We start from the raw sequence: 22,702 nt of genomic DNA on the forward strand, positions 1-22,702 counted from the left end.
CCCGAAACAGCTCCGTCACGAAACCGTTCCCGCCGATCCACCCCCATTAGTCTTTTCGGTGGTCAGGACCGCCGAAAAGACTCACGAGCGACGTAGTCGCCAAGGTCCGCGGTGACAGTTGCGTGGACCGGTTCGTGCAGGAGATCGTGGCCGGCGTCGGCATATTCTCGTAACTCGACGTCGGCCTTTCTGCTGCCCGCCACCCATTCCCGTACCGCGTCGATGGGCGCAAGCCTGTCGTCGACGCCGTGGACGAGCAAGGTCGCCGGACCGGGTAGCGCAACATCTGCTCGCGCAATGGATTTCGTTGTCCCACAGAGAATTACGGCCACAACAGGCTGTGTAGTCAGGGCCTTCGCCAACGCGACGACCGCCGTCACCGCACCCAGCGAATGCCCCATGAGGGTGAGCGGCAGGTCGGGCTGATCCCGCCTTGCGATGTCGATCAGCAACGCCGCATTGTGGGCGAGATCCTCGATCGGCGCCAACTCCCCGACCACACCTTCCGACAGCCCGTGGCCGAGATGGTCGAGTGCCCACACCTCGATCTCCAGCGCATTCAGCCCGCGCGCGAATCGGTGGTACTGACCGCTGTGCTGGCGACTGCCGTGCAGAAACACCATTCCCGCGCGCGGATTCTGGACCTGCCAGCGCCGGTAATGCACCTGACCGCCCGCGCCATCGAAAAACGGCATGACGCCTACTCGATAGCTTTCGACGCGATGATGCCTGCGAGGTCGTCGAGTTGCGCGATCATCGCCTCGGATCGGTGATCGACCAGCCAGCGCCGCACCAAACCGTCGAGCAGCGCGACACCGAAACGCGCAATCGCGGGAACCGGCTCCAACCAGGTCGTGCCGGTCCGTCGCGCGCATTCGGTGAGGAACGTCGCTGCTTCGGCGTCCATCACGCGATACTGTTCCGCGGCGAACGGGAGTCTGGCCACGGCGCCGACGCCTCCACCGCGACTCATCGAATGGAAGCCGAACTCGTAGGACAGAATCTGTTCTGCCGGAGTCGCTTCGATGATCTGCCACATCGCGCTCAGCCCACTGTGCACAAGTATCCGCAAGCCACGCTCACCGCGGACATCAGCGCTTTCCGCGGCCGCGCTCAACGCAGCGTGCATGGAACTACTCAGTCGCAGCACCATCGATTCGGCGAGTGCACCGAGTAACGCCTCGTCGTCGGCGAAGCACGCCCGCATCGTCTCGATCGGTATGCCGAGCTTGTCGGCCACCGAAGCGACGCTGACAGCGTCGATCCCTTTGCGCTCGGCGATCGTCAGCGCCGAGGCAACGAGACCACTGCGCTCGTCCGTCGTCGGTCGATTCACCATCCATCGATCGTATGTCTCGGCCACCCGGATGAGACGCCGAACACCTCGCGCAGCGGATCACGATATCCCGCTACCCTCGAGATGTGGTCAACAGGAGCCTGCGCGCTCTCGCCGGATTGGTCTCCGCAGGCGCCATCCTCGGTGTCGCGGAATTGGTGTCCGCGCCGATCGGTCCGAACAGCGCCCCACTACCCGCCGTCGGCGACGTCGTCGTCGAGCTGACGCCGCTCGGCCTGGAACGCTGGGCGATCGAGCAATTCGGCACGTCGGACAAAACAGTTCTCTTCCTCACGATGGTCGCGGTCAGCATTGTCGTTGCAGCCGTCGCAGGCATCGTCGAGCGACGGTCGCGACCATACGGTTCGGCATTGTTCGCCGTATTCGGTGTGCTGTCCGTTGCGGCCTGCGTGACGCGATCCGACGCGTCCCCGACCTACGCGGTCCCCTCGATCCTGGGCGTGGCGGTCGGTATAGCCGTATTGCGTTGGCTCACCGGCAAGTTGGAGCAGAGCACTCTTGTCGACGCACCCGAAGCACCGACGTCCGCACAGGTATCCGTTGGAGACCGACGCGAATTTCTCGGCATGGTGCTGGCAACGGGCGCAGTAGCGGCATTCGCCGGTATCGGGGGCCGGATCTGGGGCTCGAACGCGCGCGACGTCTCCGCCAGCCGCGATGCGGTCCGCCTGCCGACCGTCGCGGCTCCCCCGCTACCCGCACCGACCGGTGCCGACTTCAAGGTTCCTGGCCTTGCCAGCTACGTGACGCCCAACTCGCAGTTCTATCGCATCGACACCGCACTCGTCGTTCCGCAGCTGACGACGGACGAATGGTCGCTGCGGATCCACGGCATGGTCGATCGCGAAATCCGGCTCAGCTTCGCCGACCTGTCGGCACGCAAGCCGATCGAACGAGTCGTCACGCTCGCATGTGTGTCCAACCCCATCGGCGGCGACCTGATCGGCAACGCCAAGTGGCTCGGCTATCCGTTGAAGGACCTGCTGGAAGAGGCCGGCGTGCAACCCGGCGCCGACATGGTGCTGTCGACGAGCATCGACGACTTCACGGCGGGAACTCCGCTCGAAGTCCTGCTCGACGGCCGCGACGCGATGCTGGCGATCGGGATGAACGACGAACCGCTACCCGTCAGCCACGGCTTTCCTGCCCGACTCGTCGTTCCGGGCCTCTACGGCTACGTCTCCGCGACGAAATGGGTGACCGACATCGAGGTGACCCGCTTCGACCGCGCCAAGGCGTACTGGACCAAACGTGGGTGGTCCGAACGCGGTCCGATCAAGACGGGCTGCCGGATCGACACACCGAAATGGTCGTCGGAACTGCAGGCCGGGCGACTGATGGTCGCCGGCGTCGCGTGGGCGCAGCATCGAGGCATCCGCGGTGTCGAGATCCAGATCGACGACGGACCATGGCAGCAGGCACGCATCGCTGACGAGGTGTCGATCGACACCTGGCGCCAATGGGCGTTCGAGTGGGACGCCGAGCCCGGCAGACACGTGATCCGTGCGCGGGCGACAGACGGCACCGGCGAGACGCAGACCTCCGACGAGGCGGACGTTGTTCCCGACGGTGCCACCGGCTGGCCCGAGACGACTGTGAAGGTCGAGTAGTGAGACGCCGGGCCGACGGGACTGCCACGCCCGCAGCGCCTATCGTCGAAGGCGTGACCGATGCTGCCCAAGATCAGTTCTTCCTGTCCGGCACCTGGAACTTCCGTGATCTGGGTGGCCTGCAGACCGACGACGGACGCACCGTGCGGCCAGGGATCGTGTTTCGATCGGCCCAGTTGGCCGACCTCGACTCCGACGGCCGGCAATCGCTGCTCACGTTGGGCATCACCGATGTCTTCGACCTACGTAGCGCCGCCGAGACGGTAAAGGCCGGAGCGGACCGCCTCCCGGAAGGTGTTGCACTACACGAAGTTCCATATCATCTCGACGACGACGAAGCCGCGCCGCACGAAGCACCGCGCTTGGACTCCCAAGACCGCGCCCACGACTTCCTTGCCACCGCCTACGAGCAATTCCCGACCCTGCCCGGCGCGCATCTCGCCATCGCCCACCTTCTCACCACGCTTGCAAATGCGGACAGCCGCGCGCTGTGGCATTGTGCCGCCGGTAAGGATCGCGCGGGTTGGACGGCTATCACGCTCTTGCACGCGATCGAGGTGCGCGAGGAGGACATCATTACCGACTTCCTCCGCAGCAACGACGGCATCGCGCCGCTACGTGCGATGGTGTCGGCCCGGTACGGCGAACAAGCCAACCTGTCGGACCAACTTCTCGGCGTCCACGAGGACTACTATCGCCGGGCGATGAAGACGGTCCAGGATCAGTACGGCGGGATGCCGGAGTATCTGGACGCGATCGGCATCGACTCAGATGTGTTGCGCCGCTTGCGCGATCGGCTGCTCGACTGACACGTCGACGTCGGTTCGCCGCGCAATCATCCGAACGAAACCTTCGCGATCGATCTCGACGACATCGCCTGTGTGGAACCAGTTTCCGGTGAACCTACGGGCAGTGGACGCTGGGTCGCGCCAATAGCCTCGCATCACGTTCGGCCCACGGCACAGCAGTTCACCACGGCCGCTGTCGGTCTCGTCGCCCCACAGCGCAAGTTCGGTGCCGCCGAACGCGACGCCGACGGTGCCGGGGCGTTTGGACGACAACTCGTCGGGCAACGTGAGTCCGACGCCACTCGTCTCTGTCGCTCCCCACCACGACCACTGCCTGGCTGCCGGGAAGACCGACCGCAACCGTGCTGCGGCTTCGTCGCTCAAAGCGCCTGCAGCACAGCAGATCTTACGTACTCCAGCCGTATTCGAGGCGCGCAGTCCGCGACCGGAGACGAGGCTGTCGTAGTCGGCTGGCGTTGCCGTCACGACGTCGATCCGCTCGGCGCCGAGTGTGTAGCGGAACTGTTCGGGATCCAGCGAAGGCGCAACGACGACTGTTCCGCCCACGGCCAGCGTCGGCAGCAGCTGATCGACACACCCCATCGCGTAGGCGAGCGGAAGCAGCACGAGATTTCGAATTCCGTCCCGCGACAAGCCTTCTGCGTGCACGACGGATTCGATAGCAGAGAGCACGTTCTCGTTGCTGAGCTCGACTCCCCGCGGCCGCCCGGTTGTGCCACGTGTGTAGCAGAGAACCGCCATCTCACTCAGACAGGCACCGTCGTCGATAAACGCTCGCCCGGTGGGCAATTCGTCTTCGAGCACGAAGTCGGCCGCGCTGTCGGCAAGCAAGGCAGCGGTGGCTCGCGGACCGTAGGCGTAATTGACCGGAACCGGGACCGCTCCACTGAGCAACGCACCGAGAAATGCCTGCACCCAGCGAACGCCGTTCGGAAATCGGATGGCAACCCTGTCGCCGACGCCGATGCCGCGATCCTGCAACCCGCCCGCGACCCGAGACGCCGAGGTCCACAGTTCGCGGTACGTCATCCGCGGTCCGCCGATCTCGACAATCGCTTCACGATTGGCATACCGATGCGCGCGGACGTCGAGGAACTCGGTGAGCGACGGGGTCAGTCCGCCGTAGTGCAGCAGACCATCCCCACTCCGCGTGACGGCATCGTCTCGCGAGAGGGGCTGTATCGCTGGGTACTCGACCAGCGTCGGCGCCATCCGACCTCCAGAAGTCTGCTTGCTCGACTATATGGCCTGGGTCACATTTGCGTCGGAGGAGCTGGGTTCTCGGCCGGAGGTGTCCGGCACAGGCAGTGCGCCTACTCCCCCGTGTAGGTCGCCTTGCCTGGGCCGACGTCGAGGAAGCTGCGGACCGCGCCTTTCAGGTCCGACGTGGCGAACAGCGCGCCCGACACCGTTGGCGTCACCTCGTCGGCATGCGCGACGCCGCCGGAGCGCCACGCCTCGACGATCTGCTTGGTCGCGTGATGCGCGCGAGTCGGGCCTGCCGCCAGGCGGGCGACCAATGCGCGAGCCTCGGTGTCGACGTCGTCGTGAACCGAGTTCACAACGCCCCACGTGTGCAGAGTCGCTGCGTCGTACAGTCCGCCGGTCATCACGAGCTCACGCGCCCGACCCGATCCGGCACGCTCGGCCAGACGCTGCGGACCGCCCATCGACGGCGTCAGACCGACCACTGTCTCGACCAGGCCGAACTTCGCCCGAGGCGACGCAAGGATGATGTCGCACGCGAGCGCAATCTCGAACGCCGCCGTCAGCGTCAGTCCGTGCGCCGCGTAGACGACCGGGCACGGCAGCGATTCCAGCGGATGGATGATCTCGTCGAAGAGCTTGCGCCACAAGGCTGCTCCCTCGTCGATCGACAAGCCGTCGAAGATGTGGACGTCGACGCCACCCGAGACGACCTTTCCCTCCGCGCGCAGCAGCACTGCTCGCGGAGGGTCTGCGACAAGCTCGGCGACGTTGGCTGTGATCGCGTCGAACATCGCCTGATCGAACAGGTTGAGCGGCGGGTGATCGAAGGTGAGCACGGCAATGGGTGCACCGGCGTCGGACGTGATTCGCTCGAGTCGAGTTGGGCTCATGCCCCTGAGCCTAGGCGGCAGGGATCACGTCTTTCTTGGGTGCCGGGGTCTGCTCAGCGCGGGTCGGCCTGACGAACATCAACGAGGCGACCACACCGATGAGAAGTATCCCGGCTGGGAGCAACATCGATTCCGCGAGAGCGGAGTTGAACAGCTCGCGCGCCTGTGGCGGTAGCGGGCCGGTCTGCTCGCCCATAGCGAAGTCGCTGCCGTTGGCTTTCGCGGAAATCCGAGACACGATCAGCGCGCCGACCGCCGCGCTACCGAGTACGGACCCAACCTGGCGAGTTGTGTTGTAGATACCAGCGCCAGCGCCTGCCTGTTGCGGCGGCAGGCCGTGGGTTGCGGTGGCGGCGAGCGGCGCCCAGATGCACGCGTTGCCGACGCCCATCAGCGCGATCGGGATCATGTACTTCCAGATTGCGGTGTCTGGCTCCATGATTGCGGCGAACCAGGCAAGCGCGACCGAGAAACTCAGGAAGCCGATCGCGGGGATGTAGCGCGGATGCAGTCGATCGACAAGCTTGCCGATGAAGGGTGCCAGCACGCCGGTGACGATCGCCATCGGCGCGAAGACGAGCGCGGCCTTGGTCGGTGAAAAACCGCGCACCTGCTGGGCGTAGAACATCGCGGGCAGCATCATCGCCGTGATCGCGAACGCCATCGCCGTGATGCCGATGTTCGCGAGCGAGAAGTTGCGATCCTTGAACAGGACGAGCGGCACGAGCGGTTCGACTCGCGTCTTCGACTGGTAGTAGACGAAACCGATCAGCACCGCGATGCCGAAGGCGATCAGCAGCCAGATCCATGCCGACCAGTCGAAGGTGTTGCCTTCCTGCAGACCGAATACCAGGCAGAACAAGCCGATTGCACTCAGCGCGACCCCGATGAAGTCGAACTTGTGGTCGTTCGTCGTCAGCGACGGGACGAAGCGCCACGCCAACGCGAAGGCGATCAGTCCGACGGGGACATTGACGATGAAGATCCACTCCCACCCGAGCGAATCGACGAGGATGCCGCCTGCGATCGGTCCGACCAACGACGCGACGCCGGCGACCGAACCCCACACACCCATCGCGGTTCCACGCTTGTCCGGCGGGAAGATTCGTGTGATGACGGCCATCGTCTGCGGGGTCATCATCGCGGCGCCGAAACCTTGGAAGACGCGGGCGAGGATCAGCATTTCGATACTGCCGGAGATGCCACACCACAGCGACGCGATCGTGAAGACGACCAGGCCCGTCAGGTAGAGGTTCTTGGGTCCGTACTTGTCACCGAGACGGCCGGTGATCAGCAACGGAACGGCGTAGGCGAGCAGGTACGCGCTCGTCACCCAGATGACGCTGTTGATGTCGGTACGCAGGTCCTCCTGGATGGCGGGATTCGCGACGGACACGATGGTCATGTCGAGCAGAATCATGAAGAAGCCGAGGCACAGCGCGCCCAGCGCCCGCCATGGCTTGTGTGTGATTTCCACGGGTTGTTCCTTACGTTTCGTTGGCCGCGACAGTCGGCGTCGACTGCACGTGCTTGTAGTTGGGACCCATCCAGGGCAGCTGCCCGTCCGCTATCTCGACGACGAGCGCTCGCAGCCAGGTGATCTCGGCATCGACGACAGCGCGCCGATATCCGACGTCGAGCCAAAAGACCTGCGGCACACCGTTTTCTGCGGCACCGTCACCAAGTGCCGTCAGCTCGTCCGCGCCGGCCTCCAGGGCAGCGATACGTTGCTTCAGCATGCCGACGACGACGGTCGATTCGAGATTGTGAGCTTCGGCCAGGGCAAGCGGGAACAGCGGATATTCCTCGACCGGAGTAGCGAGGGCCTCCCCGAGGCGGGCGCGCAACGCGGTGCGACCGGACGTCGTGACCTCGTAGGTGGTTCGTTCGGGCCGATTACCCAACCGGTCGATACCCGTCGCGCGCACCAATTCGGCACCAGCCAACCGGTCGACCGTGTGATAGAGCGAGCCAGGTCGAATCTTGACGTTGCGTTCCTCGTGCCGCTGCACGAGCAGTTGGTACATCTCGTAGGGATGCATGGGTCGTTCGAACAGCAGGGCGAGTACGGCTATCCCGAGTGGTGACACTAATTTCGCGGCCGACTGCGTCCGAGACTCTGTTGCTGCCATGTGTGTGCACCTCCTGACCACGGCGACGCTACGCCGAGCGTCCGACATAGTCCAAGCCAAATATTCCAGCTGGAATATACGTTGCCGGTGGCTATGGTGGAGGGGGTGAGCACCGACACCGGAGCACGATCTGCCGAGAACGACTTCAAGCGCGACACCAACTACATCGAGACCCGGATCACCGCGGATGGCCGCGACGGGTACCCGGTCGAGGCGAACCGCTACCGGCTAGTCGTCGCCCGTGCGTGCCCGTGGGCCAACAGAACGGTGATCGTCCGTCGTCTCCTCGGACTCGAAGACGCCATCTCGATGGGTATGTGTGGACCGACGCACGACGAGCGCAGCTGGTCCTTCGATCTCGATCCCGGCGGCGTCGACCCCGTATTGAAGATTCCACGTCTGCAGGACGCCTTTCTCGCTCGCTTCCCCGACTACGACCGCGGCATCACCGTGCCTGCGATCGTCGACGTCGGGACCGGACAGGTTGTCACCAACGACTTTCCGCAGATGACGCTGGACTTCTCGACCGAGTGGACCGAGTTCCACCGCGACGGCGCCCCCGACCTCTACCCCGCCGCGCTTCGCAGCGAGATCGACGAGGTGAACGACGTCGTCTTCCGCGATGTGAACAACGGTGTGTACCGCTGCGGTTTCGCGGGTTCGCAGGAGGCGTACGACAAGGCCTACGACCGTCTGTTCGCGCGCCTCGACGAACTGACCGATCGGCTTGCGAAGCAGCGCTACCTCGTCGGGGACTCGATCACCGAGGCCGACGTGCGCCTGTTCACGACACTGATTCGCTTCGACGCCGTCTACCACAATCACTTCAAGACCAATCGGAACAAACTGAGTGAAATGCCTGTGCTGTGGAACTACACCCGCGACCTGTTCCAGACGCCAGGCTTCGGCGACACGATCGACTTCCCGCAGATCAAAGAGCACTACTACGTCGTGCACACCGACCTGAATCCGAGCCAGATCGTTCCCAAGGGTCCGGACCTGAGCTACCTGCTCGGACCACACGGTCGAGAAGCGTTGGGCGGCAGAGCTTTCGGTGATGGAACACCGCCACCGCCACCGCCTGCGAGCGAAGCTGTCCCCGCCTCGAACGGCGCGAACTACTCGCCGCAGTAGGTGCCGAACGACCAGAAGACTCCTTCGGCATCGCGGCAGGTGAAACCGCGGGAACCGTAGTCCTCGTCGCGTAGTTCGATTTCGATCCGCGTTCCCGCGGCGACCGCCCGTTCGTAGAGTTCGTCCGGGTTGTCGACGACGACGTAGGCGGATCCGCTCGCCACCTGCCAATCCTGCAGCGGCCCTTCGGATCGCGCGGACCCGAGCATCACGCCCCCACCGAGTGGACCGCGCAACTGGGCGTGCTCGACCGTGTCACCCTCGCCGTAGACGGCGACGGTCTCGAAGTCGAACAACTCGACCAGCCAGCGGATTGCCGCGTGAGCGTCGTTGTACCGAAAGGTCGGCCAGATCAGTGGATTATCGCTCGTTGTCATGCGGTCCAGTCTGCGAGCTCGTCCCTACTCTCGCCTTGGACGAATGCGAACACTTCGGCCGCCCGCCACACCGACGGCGCCATTCCTGCCAGGTCCCGCCAATCTCGCGCCATGTGCGCCTGGTCGTAGTAACCGCACCGTGCCGCGACCTCGGCAAGCGGCGGAATCTCGGTCTGCCGCAACATCTCGTGGGCCACGCTGAACCGTGCGATCCTGGCCGAATCTTTCGGCGTCACACCGAATTCGGCGGAGAATTTGTTCACGAGATGACGCCTGCTCCAGCCGACGTCGGTGGCGACTTCGGCCACCCTGTTGCCGCCACCGCTGCCGACGAGCAGACCCCACGCGCGCTCCAGCGCCGGGTCCATCACGTAATCGTCGGCGCGCCGCAGGAAGATCTCGTCGAGCACATCGAATCGTGACGGCCAATCGTCATGCAGCGCAACCCGTTCGCGCAGTTCACGGGCGTCCGCACCGATCAGCTCGTCGAGTTCGACCATCCAGCCGCCGAGCGCAGCCGTCGGCACACCGAAGATCGCGCGCGCCCCCAACGGCGTGAAGGCAGCCTGGATGCCGTGCTGATTACCGTCGTGGGAAATCGTGCACGGCACCGAGGCGATTCCGCTGGCAAGAGTGTGCCAGCGACTGCGATCCTGCGGACGTTCGACAGCTCGGGAAATGTCGAGGGGATCACCGATCGTGATGATGACCGTTAGATACGGCGACGGCATACCGACGTGCTCGCCAGGGGCGAATCCCTGCAGGCGATAACCGCTGTAACCCCGCACGAATTGCCTCAACCTCGGTGCTGCGAGGCGAAACGATCCCTCCGAGATTCCGGTCACCTTTTCCAGGGTAAGGAGTCTCGGAGGAACAAACCAGCCGAACCGGTTCGTTGCCATAGAGTTCCACCCGACCCGCACAGCACCGTTCAAGCACCCAGAGGATAGGCAGGTTTTCGATGGCGTTCTGGAAAGAGCGAGTCGAGCGCACGGTCAGGTCCGTGCTCGACGACGGTAGCCGCCTACAGGCCCCCGCAGTTGCGAAGTACGTCGACAAGATGCGGCGTGCCCACCCCGACGAGACACCTGCTCAGATCATCGCGCGGATGGAGAAGTTGTTCCTGATCGCCGTGACCGGCAGCGGCACCGCGGTCGGCGCGGCAGCCGCTGCGCCGGGTGTCGGCACGGCAGCCTCGCTCGCCGCGGCGGGTGCCGAAACGGCGTTCTTCCTGGAAGCGTCGGCCCTGCTGACCCTTGCCGTCGCCTCCGTGCACGGCATCGCACCCACCGACGACGAAAATCGTCGCGCCCTCGTCCTCGCCGTCGCCCTCGGCGACAGCGGCATGGACATCGTGGAGCGAACGGTCGGGCATTCGGCCAAGAACTGGGGCACGCTGCTGACCAACCGGATTCCCGGCATCGGCTCGATGAACGACAACCTGCTGAAAAAGTTCATCACCCGCTTCGTCGCCAAGCGCGCAGCGCTGATGGCAGGCAAGATCATTCCCGCCGGTATCGGAGCCGTCATCGGCGGCGCGGGCAACCGTGTTCTCGGTAAGGGCGTCATCAGCAACTCCCACAAGGCGTTCGGTCCGCCGCCTGCTCACTGGCCCGCAAAGCAGCTGCTCATCGAGCCGGACCCTCAACCTTCGATCGAGAGTTGATAACGAACCCACCTGTCGTCGAATCGAGCGTGTAACGTCACCGCACGCTCGATTGACAGTGTTGTCACGACGAAGGTGGTGTCCGATGGCGCGCAACTCCGTTACGAAGCAAACCGCGACCAAGCAGTCCGAAAAGCCCAGGTTGCACGTCGAACGGTCCGGCAGTGGCGATGCCACGATGCTGCTCATCCACGGCTTCTCCGACAACAAGTCGACGTGGCACAAGGTGACGCCGAGCCTCGGTCGGAGGTATCGACTCCTCTCGGTCGATCTGCCCGGCTTCGGCAAGGCATCGCCGAACTGGTCGGAACCACTGATTCCCGGCTACGTCGAACTACTGCGCGAGCTGATCGAAACCGAAGGCTGCGGGCCGGTGGCGGTCATCGGCAATTCGCTCGGTGCAGTGACCGCTCTCGCCTTGGCGTCCGCGCACCCGACATTGGTGAGCAGCCTGGTGCTCGCCGACATGCCAGGCATCGATCGACTACCTCGCCTCTGGCAGGTCGCCCTCTCGACGCCGACCGAACTCGCGCTACGAGCCGCCACCGTGCCCGTGCCCGCGGCGCTGTTGCAGAAGGCTATCGGCATCGTCTATGCAGGCGCGAGCATGCGGCATCCGCTGCAGCCCGGATCGGCAACGGTACGAACAAGTTTCGACACCCACTACGCCGAGAAATCGCGCGTGCTCGGCCTGTTTCCGCTCGGCCGCAGTGTCTTGCGCGGCATTGCCGAGTTGCCGATCCGGGCAATGGTTCTCGATTCACCCGTTCCGACCATGCTGCTGTGGGGGCAGTACGACCTGCTGACACCGTCGCGAAAGGCGCGCAGCTTCTTCGCCGGTGCGCTGCGTCGCGTCGTCGTCATCGCAGACTGCGGTCATTGCCCTCAGCTCGACAAGCCCGCCGAATTCCTCGATGCCGTCCTGCCGTTCGTGCGGACGCGGGTTCGACTCGCGGGGTAAGTGCACATCCCGGCAGGTACCCTCGACCGAGATTCGACGATGCGAGGGGATTTGCCGATGACCGGTCCTTCATTGACCAAGGACGATCGACAGGGGCCAGGTGGGCCCTTTCTAGAGGTGCACAGCCTCACCAAGCAGTTCAAGTCGACCACTGCGGTCAACAATTTGAGCTTCTCGGCACCACCCGGCTCGATCACCGGATTCCTCGGCCCGAACGGTGCGGGCAAAACGACGACCCTGCGCATGATGCTCGGCCTCATCCAGCCGACATCGGGTTTCGCGACGGTCGGCGGTGTCCCGTTTCAGACGATCGCCAATCCGGCACGTTCCGTCGGCGCCGTGCTCGACTCGCTCAGTCTGCATCCGAAGCGATCGGCGTTGGGCCACTTGAAGATCTACGCGAGCGCGATCGGGGTCCCAGATGCCCGCGCGAGCGAAGTTCTTGCGCTGGTCGGACTTTCGGAGGTCGCGAACCGCAAGGCGGGCGCGTTCTCCCTCGGCATGCGGCAGCGCCTGGCACTTGCGACCGCCCTGCTCGGCGATCCGCCCGTGTTGATCCTGGACGAGCCTGCCAACGGACTCGACCCCGAAGGCATCGCGTGGTTGCGCGACTTCCTCAAGTCCTACGCCAAACGTGGTGGCACCGTACTCATTTCGAGCCACCTGCTGCGTGAGGTCGAACAGACCGTCGACAACATCGTGATGATCAGCCGTGGCAGCCTCGTCTACCAGGGCACCCTCGAAGATCTCCGCGCGTCCGGACGCAGTCGCGTACTCGTGAGCAGCTCCAACCCCGCCGGACTCGCGACAGCACTCGCCGAGAAGAACGTGACCGACGCGCAGGTGCTGCCCGACGGCAGGCTTGCCGTCGTCGGTCTGCGCACCGAGGACATCACATCCGCCGCCGAGGCGGCGAACATCCAGATCTTCGGTGTCGCAGCCGAAACCGTCGATCTCGAACAGCTCTTCCTGTCGATGACGGCAGGGCAGTTCGTCGCTCAGCACGGTCAGCCGGGCCCGCCTCCCGGTTACGGCCCGCCACCCGGATACGGACAGCCGCCCGCCGGCTATGGTCCGCCGCCCGGCTACGGCCAAGCGCCTGGCTACGCTCCCCCGCCCCAGAACTACGGACCACCACCACAGAACTACGGACCGCCCGCCGGCTACGGACCCCCACCTCCCGGGTACGGACCGCCACCCGGGTACGGCGATCCGCAACAGCCGAGCCAGCCCCAGCAGCCGGGCGGGGGTAACTGATCATGGTTGCTCTCCTGACATCGGAGTTTCGTAAAGTCACCACGCTGCGGTTCTGGTGGGCGTTGCTCATCGCTCCGCTGACGGTCGGACTGTTCGCCAGCGCGATCATCGCCGGTATCGCAAACCAGAGTGCCGACCTCGACCTCGACGAGGCGGTGGCCGGTGCCGCGTTCATCGGCTTGTTCATCGCCGTCGTTCTCGCGATCCTGTTCGCTGCCATCTTCGGCGCCCTCAACGCTGGCACCGAGTTCACCCACAAGACCATCACTCCGACGTTTCTGACGGCGTCCGGCCGCGATGGCGTCATCGGCGCGAAGTTGTTGATATCGGCGGCATTCGGCCTGCTGTACGGGCTTGTCGTCGAGATCGTCAGCGTTGGTGTGATCCTGATCTTCGGCCAGGGCGACATCGAGTTCGACGGACTGCTGTTCAAGGTTCTCGCGGCAGGATTGTTCGTCGTCGTCGCGTGGTCGATCATCGGCGCCGGACTCGGACTGCTGTTCGGGTCGAGCCTTGCCGCCGTGCTCGTCGTCGTGATCGGCCCCATCGCCGACCTCATCATCGGGCTTATCCTCTTCGGCTTCGGGCTCGACTCCGCGCGTTCCTACATGCCGTTCGGCGTCACCACCTCGACGCTAGCGGTCGGCGAGTTGGACAGCGACGACGCGGGCATCGCACCGTGGCCGGTGCCGCTGCTGATGGTGCTGTTCTACGTGGTCGTGATCGCCGGCGCAGGCTGGCTGGTCGCGAGGCGTCGCGACGTCACCTGATCGCTCGGTGCCGCCGGGTGTCGGAGGTCCGAGCTACCGTGGCGAGCGATGGCACGCGACGACGGACCCGGCTGGATCGCCAAGCTGTGGCAACAGAGCTGGACACATAGGTACGTGACGATCGGCGCCCTGAGCGCCACCTTGGTCGTCGCGGCAATCGAGATTGCGGGTCCACTGCTCACCAAGGCGGCGCTCGATTCCGCCGACGCAGGCACGACCGAACGGATCGGTGCTATCGCCGCGTTGCTCGCGGCGCTGGCATTGATTCGGTTCGGCGCTCAGTTCGGTCGCAGGATGCTCGCGGGCAAGCTCTCGCTGAACGTTCAGCACGACCTCCGGCTGTCGTTGCTTTCCTCGCTGCAACGCCTCGACGGCCGCGGTCAGGACGAGATTCGTACCGGCCAGGTCGTGTCGCGCTCGATCACCGACCTGCAACTCGTTCAGGGCCTGCTCGCTCTGGTCCCGCTGTCTGCTGGTGCCGCTGTGCAGTTCGTGCTCGCGGTCGCCGTGATGAGCGTGCTTTCGCCACTGCTGACGCTCGTCGCGCTGTCGGTCGTCGTGGTCATCGCCGTCCTCGTCTGCCGGATCCGGCCACGACTGTGGGCTGCGACCTGGTCGGCTCAGCAGCGCGCGGCCGACCTCGCGCAGCATGTCGAGGAGACCGTCACCGGCGTTCGGGTGGTCAAGGGCTTCGGGCAAGAGGCACGGATGGTCGACCGCCTGGAAGGCTTGGGCCGCAGGCTGTACGCCGAACGACTCCGTGCCGCGAAGATCAATTCACGATTCGCGCCGAGCTTGGCCGCACTCCCACAGGTCGGGCTGGTCGGAGTGATCGCGTTCGGTGGCTACCGCGCGCTGAACGGCTCGATCAGTGTCGGCACCCTGCTCGCCTTCGCTGCCTATGTCGCGACGATGACGGCAACAACTCGGACCCTGTCCTCGGTCGTGATCATGGCCCAACTCGCTCGCGCCGCGGTCGAGCGGGTGTACGAAGTGATCGACACCGAGCCTGCCGTGGCCGACCGCGCCTCGACGATCGACCTGCCAGACGGCCCGGTCGGCATCGAGATCCGTTCCGTGCATTTCGGTTTCGAGCCCGAGCGTGAGATTCTCTCCGATCTCGACCTGACCGTTCGACCCGGCGAGACCGTTGCGATCGTCGGCGCTGCCGGCGCAGGCAAGACTGCACTGTCGCTACTGCTCGCCAGGTTCTACGCACCGACCGACGGCAGCATCGCATTGACGACCGAACACGGTCGGATCGACATCGCCGACCTGCGTGGTGACGAACTGCGGTCCGCGATCGGACTTGTCTTCGACGAACCGTTTCTGTTCTCCGACACCGTCGCTGCGAACATCGCGCTCGGCATGCCAGAGGCGACCGACGACGAGATCCGCAACGCCGCCCGCCTCGCCGCAGCCGACGATTTCATCACCGAACTGGCCGACGGCTACGACACGGTCGTCGGTGAACGTGGGCTCACCCTGTCCGGCGGCCAACGGCAGCGCATCGCACTGGCACGCGCAATGCTCATCGAACCGCGGGTGCTTATCCTCGACGACGCGACCTCCGCGGTCGATGCCCAGACCGAAGCCGCGATCTTCGACGCCCTACCTGCACGCGGCCTGCGGACCACGTTGATCCTCGCGCACCGCATGTCGACTTTGGCTCTCGCTGATCGCGTCGCAGTACTCGACGGCGGCAAGATCGTCGACAGCGGAACGATCGACGAATTGTCGCGTCGCAGCGCCGCGTTTCGGCGCTTCGCGCAGACCACGGCAGCACACGACGATGCCGACACCTCGGCAACCGGGAACGACGCCGATCTGTGGCCGGATCGCCAGGAGCCGAGCGAACGCACGACCGCACAGACTCCGCAGACCCCACGCGGTGGTCCGATGAACAGCGCGCTCGGCGGTATGGCGGCAACGCCCGCACTCCGCGCCGCGGTTGCCGCCCTGCCGCCCGCGGTCGAGGAGCCGCAAGCCGACGCCACACAGTTGCGCAAGCCGGATCCCAATTTCAGGCTGGCTCGCCTGCTGGCTCCCGTCGCCTCCCTGTTGACACTGGTAATCCTTTGTCTTGCAGCGGATTCCCTGATCAGCATCGCCTTCCCCGCGATCGTGCGCCATGCCATCGACTACGGCGTGGTTCCGCAGCAACCCAGTGCGTTGTGGCAGGCGAGTGCCTTCGCGATGGTGCTTGTCGTCGTCGACTGGTTCGTCGTCGCAGCGATGACGGTGATCACCGCACGGGCAGGCGAGCGGGTGTTGTTCGGGCTGCGCGTCCGCAGCTACGCGCATCTGCAGCGCCTCGGCCTCGACTACTACGAGCGCGAATTGTCGGGCCGGATCATGACGAGAATGACCACCGACGTAGACGCACTGTCGACGTTCCTGCAGACCGGCCTGTCGTCGGCTGTCGTTTCCATCCTGACCCTCGTCGGTATCTCGGTCGCGCTGCTGGTCACCGACGCCGGCCTCGCGCTCGTCGCACTCGCCATCCTGCCCCCTGCGATCATCGCGACAGTCGTGTTCCGGCGCATCTCGTCGGCGACGTACACCGTTTCCCGAGAGCGCATCTCGATCGTCAACGCGGATTTCCAGGAGAACATCACCGGGTTGCGGGCGGCGCAGGCCTACCGGCGCGAAGCATTTGCCGCCCGTCGCTTCGCCGAACGCGCGCTGAGTTATCGCCGCAGTCGGATGCGATCGCAACTCGCGATTTCGATCTACTTTCCCGGCATCGCGATGCTGTCCGATCTCGCCCTCGCCGGGGTGATCTTCTTCGGGGCGCACCAGGTCGCGACAGGGCAAACAAGTTCGGGAACCCTTGTGGCATTCGTGCTGTACCTCGGTCTGCTGTTCGGCCCGATCCAACAGCTCTCGCAGGTGTTCGACGGATACCAGCAGGCAGCGGTCGGGTTGCGAAGGATCCGTGATCTGCTGCGAACCGAAAGTTCCATCGAGGCTGTCGAAGCCGCCGACGTCGTACCGATTCGATCCCGTCTCGACGGAGACATCGCGCTAGCCGACCTCAGCTTCCGCTACAACAAGGCGGACGTGAACGCGCTCACCGACGTCACACTGAACATCCCGTCGGGTGCCACGGTCGCGCTGGTCGGGCGCACCGGCGCAGGCAAGTCGACGATCGTCAAACTCATTGCCCGCTTCTACGATCCGACCGACGGCACGGTCCGCGTCGACGGCACCGACATCCGCCGCTACCCGCTCGGGCAGTACCGCGCGACGCTCGGCGTCGTTCCGCAGGAAGCGCACTTGTTCACCGGCGATGTCGCGAGCAACATCGCCTTCGGCAAACCCGACGCAACCAGGGCAGAGATCGAGGCGGCAGCCGCTGCGGTCGGGGCATCGGCGACGATCGCCGCACTTCCCGGCGGCATGCGACAACCTGTCGGCGAGCGCGGTCAGGGCCTCTCGGCAGGGGAACGACAATTGGTCGCGCTCGCCAGAGCCGAACTGGTCGATCCGGACATTCTGCTCCTCGACGAGGCAACGGCGACGCTGGATCCCGCGACCGAGGCGACCGTGCTGCGCGCGAGCAAAGCAGTCACACGACGCCGCACAGCAGTCGTCGTCGCGCATCGCCTCGCCACAGCCGCGCGTGCGGACGTGATTGTTGTCATAGCGGACGGTCGCATCGCCGAAGTCGGTGAACACGAAGTGCTGCGATCCGCCGGCGGGCTTTATGCCCGGCTTTGGCAAGCCGCAGAAGGCGACCGGTCTTCGACGATCGACGACGGAGTGGCCGCCTTCGACTCGTTTGCCGCACCGAAGCGGTAGCCGAGACCAAGTGGAGGGATTCTGCGCGCCGTTAAGACGACAGGTCTAGCCTTGAAAAGTAGACGTGCAGATTGTGGATTGAAGAAGGAAACGAGGAACACCTGCCGTGAGCAGCTCCACTTCCCAGTTCGGACAGAATCAATGGCTGGTCGATGAGATGTACCAGCGATTCAAGGACGATCCGTCGTCCGTCGACGAGAGTTGGCACGAGTTTCTGACGGACTACACACCAGAGGCGGCCGACGCCGCGAACGGCAAATCGGAGGCACCTCCGAAGTCGGCCGCAACCACCGAGCAAGCGCCTCCGGCGAAGGCTCCAGCAGCAAAGCAGGAAGCTCCTAAGGCTGCTGAAAAGCCTGCCGAGAAGGCGCCCGCCAAAGCCGAGGCTCCGAAAGCCAAGCCCGAGCAGCCGAAAGCCGCCGCAGCACAACCGGCCCCGAAGAGCTCCGATCGGGCGGCGCAGTCCACCCCGGCGCCGTCGTCGAACGCCCCGAGCCCCAAGGCAGCGTCCAACGGCAAGGCCGAGGAGACGAAGGTTTTGCGTGGCGCCTCGGCGGCGGTCGTCAAGAACATGACGGCATCGCTGATGATCCCCACCGCGACCAGCGTCAGGGCCATCCCGGCGAAGTTGATGATCGACAACCGTCTGGTCATCAACAACCACCTCGCCCGTACTCGCGGCGGCAAGATCTCCTTCACACACCTGCTCGGCTACGCCATCGTCCAGGGCGTCAAGGCACTGCCGAACATGAACAGGCACTTCGCCGAGATCGACGGCAAGCCGAACGCGGTGACACCAGCGCACACCAACCTCGGCCTCGCGATCGACCTGCCAGGCAAGGACGGCGGACGCACGCTCGTCGTCGCCGCGATCAAGAACTGCGAAACGATGAACTTCGCGCAGTTCCACGCTGCCTACGAAGACGTCGTTCGCCGTGCGCGCGACGGCAAACTGACCGGCGAGGATTTTGCCGGAGTCACGATCTCGCTCACCAACCCCGGCACCATCGGAACGGTGCACTCGGTGCCGCGTTTGATGCCGGGCCAGGGCACGATCGTCGGTGCCGGTGCGATGGAGTACCCCGCCGAATTCCAGGGTGCGAGCGACGAGCGGATCGCCGACATCGGCGTCGGCAAGTTGATGACCCTCACCTCGACCTACGACCACCGGATCATTCAGGGTGCGGAGTCGGGCGAGTTCCTCAAGACGATTCACAACCTGCTGATCAGCGACGAACTGTTCGACGAGATCTTCCACGCGATGGGGATTCCGTACGAGCCGATTCGCTGGCGCAAGGACATCCGCGAACGTGGCGTCGACAAGAGCACACGTGTGCTCGAGATGATCGCGGCGTATCGCCAGCGCGGCCATCTGATGGCTGATTCCGATCCGCTGCGACTGGTCAAGGACAAGTTCCGCAGCCACCCGGACCTCGACGTCATCACCCACGGGCTGACACTGTGGGACCTCGACCGCGAGTTCAACGTCGGCGGTTTCCAGGGCAAGGAGCGGATGAAGCTCCGCGATGTGCTCAGCATCCTGCGCGACTCCTACTGCCGCCACGTCGGCGTCGAGTACATGCACATTCTCGAACCGGACCAGGTCAAGTGGCTGCAGGAGCGGGTCGAGAAGAAGCACGTCAAACCGACTGTCGCGCAACAGAAGTACATTCTGAGCAAGCTCAACGCCGCCGAGGCGTTCGAGACGTTCCTGCAGACGAAGTACGTCGGCCAGAAGCGCTTCTCCCTCGAAGGTGCCGAGACCGTCATTCCGATGATGGACGCCGTCATCGATCAGAGCGCGGAGCACAGCCTCGACGAGGTCGTCATCGCGATGCCACACCGCGGTCGCCTCAACGTGCTCGCCAACATCGTCGGCAAGCCGTACTCCAAGATCTTCACGGAGTTCGAAGGCAACATGAATCCGTCGGAGGCGCACGGGTCCGGCGACGTCAAATACCACCTCGGCGCATCGGGCACCTACATCCAGATGTTCGGCGACAACGACATCGAGGTTTCGCTCACCGCCAACCCGTCACACCTGGAAGCAGTCGATCCGGTGCTCGAAGGTTTGGTTCGTGCGAAGCAGGATCTGCTCGACAAGGGTGACGGCGCAGGCGGCTTCTCGGTTCTGCCGCTGATGCTGCACGGCGATGCCGCGTTCGCGGGCCAGGGCGTCGTTCCCGAGACGCTCAACCTCGCGGGCCTTCGTGGCTTCCGCACCGGCGGCACGATTCACATCGTCGTCAACAACCAGATCGGTTTCACGACCGCTCCGGAACTGTCACGCTCGAGCGAGTACTGCACCGACGTCGCAAAGATGGTGGCAGCACCGGTCTTCCACGTGAACGGCGACGATCCGGAAGCGTGCACGTGGGTATCGCAACTCGCAGTCGACTTCCGGCAGCAGTTCCACAAGGACGTCGTCATCGACATGATCTGCTACCGCCGTCGTGGCCACAACGAGGGCGACGACCCGTCGATGACACAGCCGTACATGTACGACGTGATCGACACCAAGCGCAGCGTCCGCAAGACCTACACCGAATCGCTCATCGGTCGTGGCGACATCTCGCTCAAGGAGGCCGAGGACGCACTGCGCGACTACCAGGGCCAGCTGGAACGGGTGTTCAACGAGGTGCGCGAACTGGAGAAGTACAAGGCCGAGCCGACCAAGTCGGTCGAGATGGATCAGGTCATCCCGACCAAACTCGTCACGGCCGTGGACAAGTCGATCCTGCAGCGCATCGGCGACGCGTTCGTCAATGTGCCGGAGGGCTTTTCGGTCCACCCGCGGGTCAAGCCGGTGCTCGAACGTCGTCGAGAAATGGCGTACGAGGGCAACATCGACTGGTCCTTCGCCGAGGAACTGGCGTTCGGCACTTTGATCGACGAGGGCAAGAGCGTTCGCCTCACCGGCCAGGACGTCCGACGCGGCACGTTCACGCAGCGCCACTGTGTGATCATCGACCGCAAGACCGGTGCCGAGTACACGCCGTTGCACAACATCGGCACCGAGAACCCCGGTCGGTTCGCCGTGCACGATTCGTCGTTGAGCGAATTCGCGGTGCTCGGCTTCGAGTACGGCTACTCGCTCGGCAACCCGGACGCACTTGTGTTGTGGGAAGCCCAGTTCGGCGACTTCGTCAACGGCGCGCAGCCGATCATCGACGAGTTCATCTCGTCCGGTGAAGCCAAGTGGGGTCAGCTTTCCGAGGTCGTCGTGCTGCTCCCCCACGGTCACGAAGGGCAGGGTCCCGACCACACGTCGGGTCGTATCGAGCGTTGGCTGCAGCTCTGCGCCGAAGGTTCGATGACGGTTGCGGTTCCGTCGACACCGGCGAACTACTTCCACCTGCTGCGCCGCCACGCGAACGACGGTATTCGTCGTCCGTTGATCGTGTTCGAGCCGAAGTCGATGCTGCGCAACAAACTTGCGGTGAGCAACGTCAAGGACTTCACGGACGGCAAGTTCCACTCGGTGTTCGACGAGCCGACCTACGAGAGTGGCGACGGCGACCGGAGCAAGGTCAAGCGCGTGCTGCTCACGAGCGGCAAGTTGTACTACGAGTTGCTGACGAAGAAGCAGAAGGAGAATCGCGACGACATCGCGATCGTGCGAATCGAGCAGCTGTACCCGATCCCGAGGTACCGGATCAACGAGGCGCTCGACGGCTACCCGAACGCGACCGAATTCTTCTGGGTGCAGGAGGAGCCGGCGAACCAGGGTGCATGGCCGACGTTCGGTCTGTACCTACCGGAGTACCTGCCGGAGAAGTTGACCGGTATCAAGCGCATCTCGCGGCGTGCGATGTCGGCACCGTCCTCGGGTTCGAGCAAGGTGCACGCGGTCGAACAGCAGGACATCCTCGACAGGGCGTTCGGTCCGAACGACTAAGTGCTGGAAAGAGATACACGACCGCCACTCGCGCGGGTCGAACTTCACCCTCGGGCGAACTTCGATCCGGGCGCGTGGTATTTCGACCTGCCTGTGATCGCGACTCTGCGCGACGACGGCATCGAATTCGATTCGCCTGTGACGGTGATCGTCGGAGAGAACGGGGTCGGGAAGTCGACGCTCGTCGAGTCGATCGCAGGCAGTTGGGAAGGCGGTCTGCGGGCGCAGGATTCGATGTGGTCGGCGGGTTCGGGGGCGGGTGACACAGATCTTCGCAACCATCTGGATTGCATCGGTGCACAACCACGTCCGCACGGCGGTTGCTTTCTCCGATCGGAATCGATGCATCAGCTGTTCGCTGACGAAGACGGTCGGCGGGTTCGAAAGACAGACGCGGTGTGGAGCGAGCTGTCGCACGGACAGTCGTTCCTGCGCTATGTCGCCGAACGTCCGATCGGCATCGGTCTGTGGTTGCTCGACGAACCGGAAGCCGCACTGTCGTTCCAGTCGTGCCTTGCCCTGCTCGGCGTCATCGCCGATCTGGTAGCCGAGGGGTCACAGGTGATCATGGCGACGCATTCACCGGTCCTCGCCGCGTGCCCGGGCGCAGGTATCTGGGAACTCACCGACGAGGGCATCGAGTACCCGGAGTGGGACGACCTGGACGTCGTGCGCAATTGGCGCGCGTTCCTCGACGCTCCCCAGCGGTATCTGCGGCATCTGTAGCGGCTACGCCGCTCGTGAGTCCTTTCGGAGGGCGGAACCACCAAAAGGACTGGCTCGAAAATGGGTAGGTGAGTGGGCAGGCGACAGCACCCGGCGCAGCCG

The 22,702-nt window shown here is 64.6% G+C and carries 18 protein-coding genes; 10 read left to right on the forward strand and 8 right to left on the reverse strand.

What is annotated here, in order from left to right:
* Positions 1-62 precede the first annotated feature (62 nt).
* Positions 63-695, reverse strand: coding sequence for an alpha/beta hydrolase (locus tag ACHIRB_RS27690; RefSeq protein ID WP_395125755.1), 633 nt, complete (start codon positions 693-695; stop codon positions 63-65).
* Between the two features lie 5 nt (positions 696-700).
* Positions 701-1,339, reverse strand: coding sequence for a TetR/AcrR family transcriptional regulator (locus ACHIRB_RS27695; RefSeq protein ID WP_395125754.1), 639 nt, complete (start codon positions 1,337-1,339; stop codon positions 701-703).
* Between the two features lie 83 nt (positions 1,340-1,422).
* Here ACHIRB_RS27695 and ACHIRB_RS27700 point away from each other — a divergent pair, with 83 nt between their 5' ends.
* Both ACHIRB_RS27700 and ACHIRB_RS27705 read left to right on the forward strand, forming a co-directional pair.
* Positions 1,423-2,967: a molybdopterin-dependent oxidoreductase gene (locus tag ACHIRB_RS27700; RefSeq protein WP_395125753.1), complete on the forward strand. Its 1,545-nt coding sequence runs from the start codon at positions 1,423-1,425 to the stop codon at positions 2,965-2,967.
* A gap of 53 nt (positions 2,968-3,020) precedes the next feature.
* The gene (locus tag ACHIRB_RS27705) at positions 3,021-3,776 is read left to right on the forward strand and encodes a tyrosine-protein phosphatase (RefSeq protein ID WP_395119383.1); all 756 of its coding nucleotides are present in this window, start codon (positions 3,021-3,023) and stop codon (positions 3,774-3,776) included.
* Here ACHIRB_RS27705 and ACHIRB_RS27710 read toward each other — a convergent pair.
* From ACHIRB_RS27710 to ACHIRB_RS27725, 4 genes are all read right to left on the reverse strand, one after another.
* Positions 3,735-4,988, reverse strand: coding sequence for a class I adenylate-forming enzyme family protein (locus tag ACHIRB_RS27710; protein WP_395125752.1), 1,254 nt, complete (start codon positions 4,986-4,988; stop codon positions 3,735-3,737). The genes ACHIRB_RS27705 and ACHIRB_RS27710 overlap by 42 nt on opposite strands.
* A gap of 101 nt (positions 4,989-5,089) precedes the next feature.
* The gene (locus ACHIRB_RS27715; RefSeq protein ID WP_395119379.1) at positions 5,090-5,875 is read right to left on the reverse strand and encodes an enoyl-CoA hydratase/isomerase family protein; all 786 of its coding nucleotides are present in this window, start codon (positions 5,873-5,875) and stop codon (positions 5,090-5,092) included.
* 10 nt (positions 5,876-5,885) lie between these two features.
* The gene (locus ACHIRB_RS27720) at positions 5,886-7,295 is read right to left on the reverse strand and encodes a DHA2 family efflux MFS transporter permease subunit (protein ID WP_395119514.1); all 1,410 of its coding nucleotides are present in this window, start codon (positions 7,293-7,295) and stop codon (positions 5,886-5,888) included.
* A 67-nt stretch (positions 7,296-7,362) separates the two neighbouring features.
* On the reverse strand, positions 7,363-8,007 hold the full coding sequence (locus tag ACHIRB_RS27725; protein ID WP_395119377.1) for a PadR family transcriptional regulator: 645 nt from the start codon (positions 8,005-8,007) through the stop codon (positions 7,363-7,365).
* Positions 8,008-8,112: 105 nt separating this feature from the next.
* Here ACHIRB_RS27725 and ACHIRB_RS27730 point away from each other — a divergent pair, with 105 nt between their 5' ends.
* Positions 8,113-9,141 carry a glutathione S-transferase family protein gene (locus tag ACHIRB_RS27730; protein ID WP_395125751.1) on the forward strand — a complete coding sequence of 343 codons (1,029 nt, stop codon included), beginning with the start codon at positions 8,113-8,115 and terminating at the stop codon, positions 9,139-9,141.
* Here the strand turns inward: ACHIRB_RS27730 and ACHIRB_RS27735 are convergent.
* Together ACHIRB_RS27735 and ACHIRB_RS27740 are read right to left on the reverse strand one after the other, a co-directional pair.
* Positions 9,126-9,518 (reverse strand): VOC family protein, encoded by a 393-nt coding sequence (locus tag ACHIRB_RS27735; RefSeq protein WP_395119373.1) that lies wholly within the window; start codon positions 9,516-9,518, stop codon positions 9,126-9,128. The two genes, ACHIRB_RS27730 and ACHIRB_RS27735, sit on opposite strands and share 16 nt — an antisense overlap.
* Complete coding sequence (locus ACHIRB_RS27740) at positions 9,515-10,363, reverse strand: helix-turn-helix domain-containing protein (protein ID WP_395119371.1); 849 nt, start codon at positions 10,361-10,363, stop codon at positions 9,515-9,517. The genes ACHIRB_RS27735 and ACHIRB_RS27740 overlap by 4 nt, the downstream gene beginning before the upstream one ends.
* A 116-nt stretch (positions 10,364-10,479) precedes the next feature.
* On the opposite strand from ACHIRB_RS27740, the gene ACHIRB_RS27745 reads away from it, so the two are divergent.
* From ACHIRB_RS27745 to ACHIRB_RS27775, 7 genes are all read left to right on the forward strand, one after another.
* Positions 10,480-11,184, forward strand: a complete 705-nt coding sequence (locus ACHIRB_RS27745) for a YbdD/YjiX family protein (protein WP_395119369.1) — start codon at positions 10,480-10,482, stop codon at positions 11,182-11,184.
* A gap of 85 nt (positions 11,185-11,269) precedes the next feature.
* Positions 11,270-12,145, forward strand: coding sequence for an alpha/beta fold hydrolase (locus ACHIRB_RS27750; RefSeq protein WP_395119367.1), 876 nt, complete (start codon positions 11,270-11,272; stop codon positions 12,143-12,145).
* Positions 12,146-12,202: 57 nt separating this feature from the next.
* Complete coding sequence (locus ACHIRB_RS27755; protein WP_395119365.1) at positions 12,203-13,402, forward strand: ABC transporter ATP-binding protein; 1,200 nt, start codon at positions 12,203-12,205, stop codon at positions 13,400-13,402.
* 2 nt (positions 13,403-13,404) lie between these two features.
* On the forward strand, positions 13,405-14,172 hold the full coding sequence (locus ACHIRB_RS27760; protein WP_395119363.1) for an ABC transporter permease: 768 nt from the start codon (positions 13,405-13,407) through the stop codon (positions 14,170-14,172).
* Between the two features lie 48 nt (positions 14,173-14,220).
* Complete coding sequence (locus ACHIRB_RS27765; RefSeq protein ID WP_395125750.1) at positions 14,221-17,976, forward strand: ABC transporter ATP-binding protein; 3,756 nt, start codon at positions 14,221-14,223, stop codon at positions 17,974-17,976.
* A 157-nt stretch (positions 17,977-18,133) separates the two neighbouring features.
* On the forward strand, positions 18,134-21,874 hold the full coding sequence (locus tag ACHIRB_RS27770) for a multifunctional oxoglutarate decarboxylase/oxoglutarate dehydrogenase thiamine pyrophosphate-binding subunit/dihydrolipoyllysine-residue succinyltransferase subunit (protein ID WP_395125769.1): 3,741 nt from the start codon (positions 18,134-18,136) through the stop codon (positions 21,872-21,874).
* An 87-nt stretch (positions 21,875-21,961) separates the two neighbouring features.
* A complete protein-coding gene (locus tag ACHIRB_RS27775) occupies positions 21,962-22,600 on the forward strand; it encodes an AAA family ATPase (RefSeq protein WP_395125768.1) in 639 nt (212 codons plus the stop codon).
* Positions 22,601-22,702 lie beyond the last annotated feature (102 nt).

The sequence above is a fragment of the Antrihabitans spumae genome (assembly GCF_043944905.1).
Taxonomy (GTDB): Bacteria; Actinomycetota; Actinomycetes; order Mycobacteriales; family Mycobacteriaceae; genus Antrihabitans; species Antrihabitans spumae.